Origin of the sequence: Bacillus sp. JJ722 (genome assembly GCF_036963345.1) — a bacterium.
GTDB lineage: Bacteria > Bacillota > Bacilli > Bacillales > DSM-1321 > Bacillus_AD.
In genome coordinates this window covers 25,361-29,094 of record NZ_JBALMO010000040.1, presented here as the reverse complement: position 1 = coordinate 29,094, position 3,734 = coordinate 25,361, and the positions used below count along the sequence as shown (strand labels likewise).

The window sequence follows — 3,734 nt, the reverse complement described above, 5'->3', positions numbered from 1 at the left end:
TCCCATTTTATGAGCTGTCATTCCGATATTTGAGCCGCCATTCCAATCCAGCTCAAAAACCCTCAGTAAATTCTTACTGAGGGTTTTTATTAAATGAAACAGCACCTACATTAGCAAAACTCTTCATCTCAAAAGCCTTTACCTCTTGATTAGAAATTGTATACAAAGTATCATCTACATTTAATATTCTTTTTATTCCGCTATCCCAAGTGTTCTTTGTATTACTGGCCATTTTGTTCTTTAATATAATACCTTTTTGAGGTGTAATTTCATACAGCATCGCTCCTTGAAAAGAATCTTCCACTGTTCCGTTATTATCTTCTTTATACACGCTTATTGGAAAGCCGAATAGATTCTTCTCCTTATTCTGGTATAACGCTTTATGATCATATAAGAGTTCAGATTGGGTACCCATTCCACCAATAACAACAGAGTCTTTCTCTTTTGGATTAGAGAAATCACTTACATCAAATAATGAAATTTTCATTCCATCTTCGGTCACAAATTCTTCTCCATTTATATCTTTTTTCATTTTCGTATTATAGCCATAACCAATAAGATGATTTTCATCGTATGGATGTAGATATGTGCTAAAGCCTGGTATTTTCAATTCACCTAACACTTTTGGCTTTACAGGATTGCTCGTATCAATAACGAATAGAGGATCGATTTCCCTAAAAGTCACTATATAGGCCTTATCACCCATAAACCTAGCTGAATAAATACGTTCACCTTTTGCAAGATCTCCTACTTTCCCTACTGTTTTCATATTCTCATCTAATATATATAAGTGATTTGATGTTTGGTCTTGATTGCTTGAAAAATTTCGCTGAGTAGTTGCAATTCGAAAATAACCTTTATGTTCATCCATTGAAAATTGATTGAGCACATCACCATTTACCTCGCCCATAGCGTGAAATGTAATAGCTATTTTATTTATATCAAATTTATAAATTTCCGTATTAGGGTTCATTTCATCCTTTTCTTCATCCCAATATTTTGTAGTTGCGACATAAAGGCTCTGATCGGACATATAAACCGAATCACTGCTTCCTAGTAGAGTTTCCACCTTATAAGGCAATTTATTTGAGCTAACATCAAGAGCTACTGTATGCAGAAAACTCGATTCTTTCGAATTTGGGATATATCGAATATTACTTAGCTTTTGATCATAAACACCTTTTTCATTATCAAATAACTTCGGAACAAAATCCGCTTTTTGATGATCTTTTCTTGTCCACATGTTTGCATATTGATTGGCGATGACATACACATACGAACCTTTCATTCTAGATGTCTGATAACTGCCTTCTACACCAATATGTTTTATTTGTTTAGGATTTTCCTTATCTGTTATGTCATATATAAACAATTGTGTATATGAACGAGAAGCTATTTTCTTACTTTCAAAATTAACCTTTCGTAAACCATTTTCCTCAATATCATCTGTAAAAGTTTGTGGCGTAGCACTTTCACCTATAACAATTAACCGCCCATTTTGAAGCAATATTTCTATTGGATAAAAGTCTTTTGCAAATGAAATGTTTGAAACAACCTTCATCTTATTTGCAGGCTTTACACTTGAAATATACAAATCTTGATTACTAATTGTATAGATAAAATCTCCATCTGTTTTTACAATGTCACCCTCATCAATTCCTGCCACTTGTGTATTTGTCTTCGATACACTATTATCTTTCGAAGCACTTTTATCTTCTGAAGTTTCACTAACCACACCGCTACCAAAAAATCCGTATCTTTCTTCGTGCAATGCTGTAAAATATTTTTCTAATTGCTGCTTAGATTGAATTGTTGGTAAAGATGGTAGAACTGTATAATGTAATTCCTTTCCTCCTATAATTGGAATGCCCCATTTTGATGTAATAGCGCTCGATAAATAGAGCGTATATTCTTCTTTCCTCTCTTTTTCAATGTCAGGAAGAAAAATCTGCAATTGCTTTTGATCATTGCTCAATTTATATGATATAGGGATTTTCTTACCATCACTATTACGAACTTGTACCGTTTCATCTGTAATAAGCTTTTCTTTTATAGGATTCGAAAAATTCACTTTCCAAGATTGATTAGTCACAACCACTGTTTGATTACCAGATGACGATTCATCAGCAACAGTAGCCACACCGAAATAATAAATCACAAACGCACATATGGCTATTATTGCTCCCCCTACAAAATACCATTTCCCTTTCGTCATGCCCTCCCATCTCCCTCCTCATAGTATTTACTTAATAGACGAATATGGTTTATTTTGGTTACATTAAGAAAAGCGGAAGCTACCGTTTAGCTAAACTATAAAAACAAATAAAAATAAATCGAACGAAATAGTTATATCTTTCCAATATATAGTGAGAACACAGAGGAGGTTGCGCTAGTGGATGAACAAAGTAATTTACAACAGCTTGTAAATCATACGAGATCGGGTTGTAAGCAGTCTTACGAAAAGCTGTACGAAAAAACCATTCACGATGTCTATAAAGCCGTCTATTTTCTAATTGAAGATAAAGCAGATGTTGACGATGTGATACAAGATATTTACCTACAGCTCTATAAATCACTAAAAAAATATGAGCAAGATAAACCGTTCAAGCCGTGGTTAATGGGGATTACTATGAAGCAAATCTCCTCGTATAGGAGAAAGCGATGGATGCGTCTACGTATTACCCATAAAGCAGAATCATTTGAAACAAAGACTCTCTTCGACTTCTCAGATGAACTCATAAATAAGATTTCTAACGAACAATTAATTACCCAAGTGAATCAATTGCCATTTAAGCTTAAGCAAGTTGTGATTCTGCATTATTTAAATGACCAATCACAAGAAGATGTAGCTAAAATCTTAAATATCCCAATTGGAACGGTGAAATCAAGAATTAACTCTGCACTTAAAAACTTACGGCAAAAGGAAAAAACAAAAAAACTTTTTAAAGAAAGCGGTGAAGTTATATGAGTTTAGAAACAAAACTAAAACAAGCTCTACAAGAAAAAGGTAAAGAATTAAGCCCCTCTGTCCAACTAAAAATGAATGTATTAAATCCTAAAGCAAGAATTCGTTCCAAAAGAAAAACAAAAATTTTAACAGGTGCCATAGTCACAATGCTACTTGTCCCAACTGGCGGTGCACTTGCTTTTCAAACTTCCCTAGCCGATGAATTATACGGTTCTTTTGAAGAGGTGAAAAAGCATGTAGCAGCCTTTACAATTGAAAGTTTCATGAGGCTGAACGGTAAACTTGCACAGGCTAAAGGAGAATTAGGAGATGAAGAATATAAAGAATTCGTTAGTCATCTAAAAATACTTACTAACGCAAAATTAGAATATGGAGACAAATACGGCAATATTGATTATGATCAACTGCCTGCAAAGAAAGTGGAAGAACTAACACAAAATTCGATAATATTACAACCTTTCTTTGATCGCCTGAATGATCAACCCTCAACTAAAGATATCTTAACACCTACAGAATTTGATCAATACATTTCCGCTCTAATGTCCTATGAAAAAATACTGGTAAAAAGTGAAATCAATCCAAGTGAACGTTTTGAAGTAAAAGATATTAAAGAAAATCTTCAAGCAGAATTTTTACAAGCCCAAGCCATTCTAGATGCTGTAAATGAAAAACAAATGCAGTAAAGTAGCTCTCTAATATAAGAGGGTGTCCAATAAGGCAATGGTGCTTTAGATTTTAACATTTACATGAAAGTCATTGTTCCCAT

Annotated in this window: 3 protein-coding genes; 2 read left to right on the top strand and 1 reads right to left on the bottom strand. The window is 33.6% G+C overall.

Features of this window, described 5'->3' with window-relative positions:
- Nucleotides 1-73 precede the first annotated feature (73 nt).
- The gene (locus tag V7014_RS06265; protein WP_335505267.1) at nt 74-2,215 is read right to left on the bottom strand and encodes a beta-propeller domain-containing protein; all 2,142 of its coding nucleotides are present in this window, start codon (nt 2,213-2,215) and stop codon (nt 74-76) included.
- Between the two features lie 177 nt (nt 2,216-2,392).
- Here V7014_RS06265 and V7014_RS06260 point away from each other — a divergent pair, with 177 nt between their 5' ends.
- Together V7014_RS06260 and V7014_RS06255 are read left to right on the top strand one after the other, a co-directional pair.
- Nucleotides 2,393-2,968, top strand: a complete 576-nt coding sequence (locus V7014_RS06260) for a sigma-70 family RNA polymerase sigma factor (RefSeq protein WP_335505265.1) — start codon at nt 2,393-2,395, stop codon at nt 2,966-2,968.
- Nucleotides 2,965-3,651 carry a DUF3600 domain-containing protein gene (locus V7014_RS06255; protein ID WP_335505263.1) on the top strand — a complete coding sequence of 229 codons (687 nt, stop codon included), beginning with the start codon at nt 2,965-2,967 and terminating at the stop codon, nt 3,649-3,651. The genes V7014_RS06260 and V7014_RS06255 overlap by 4 nt, the downstream gene beginning before the upstream one ends.
- Nucleotides 3,652-3,734: the final 83 nt, after the last annotated feature.

Bases quoted from the DNA above. Each gene is read 5' to 3' on its own strand.
- V7014_RS06265 (WP_335505267.1), bottom strand. From the start codon at position 2,215: ATGACGAAAGGGAAATGGTATTTTGTAGGGGGAGCAATAATAGCCATA.
- V7014_RS06255 (WP_335505263.1), top strand. From the start codon at position 2,965: ATGAGTTTAGAAACAAAACTAAAACAAGCTCTACAAGAAAAAGGTAAA.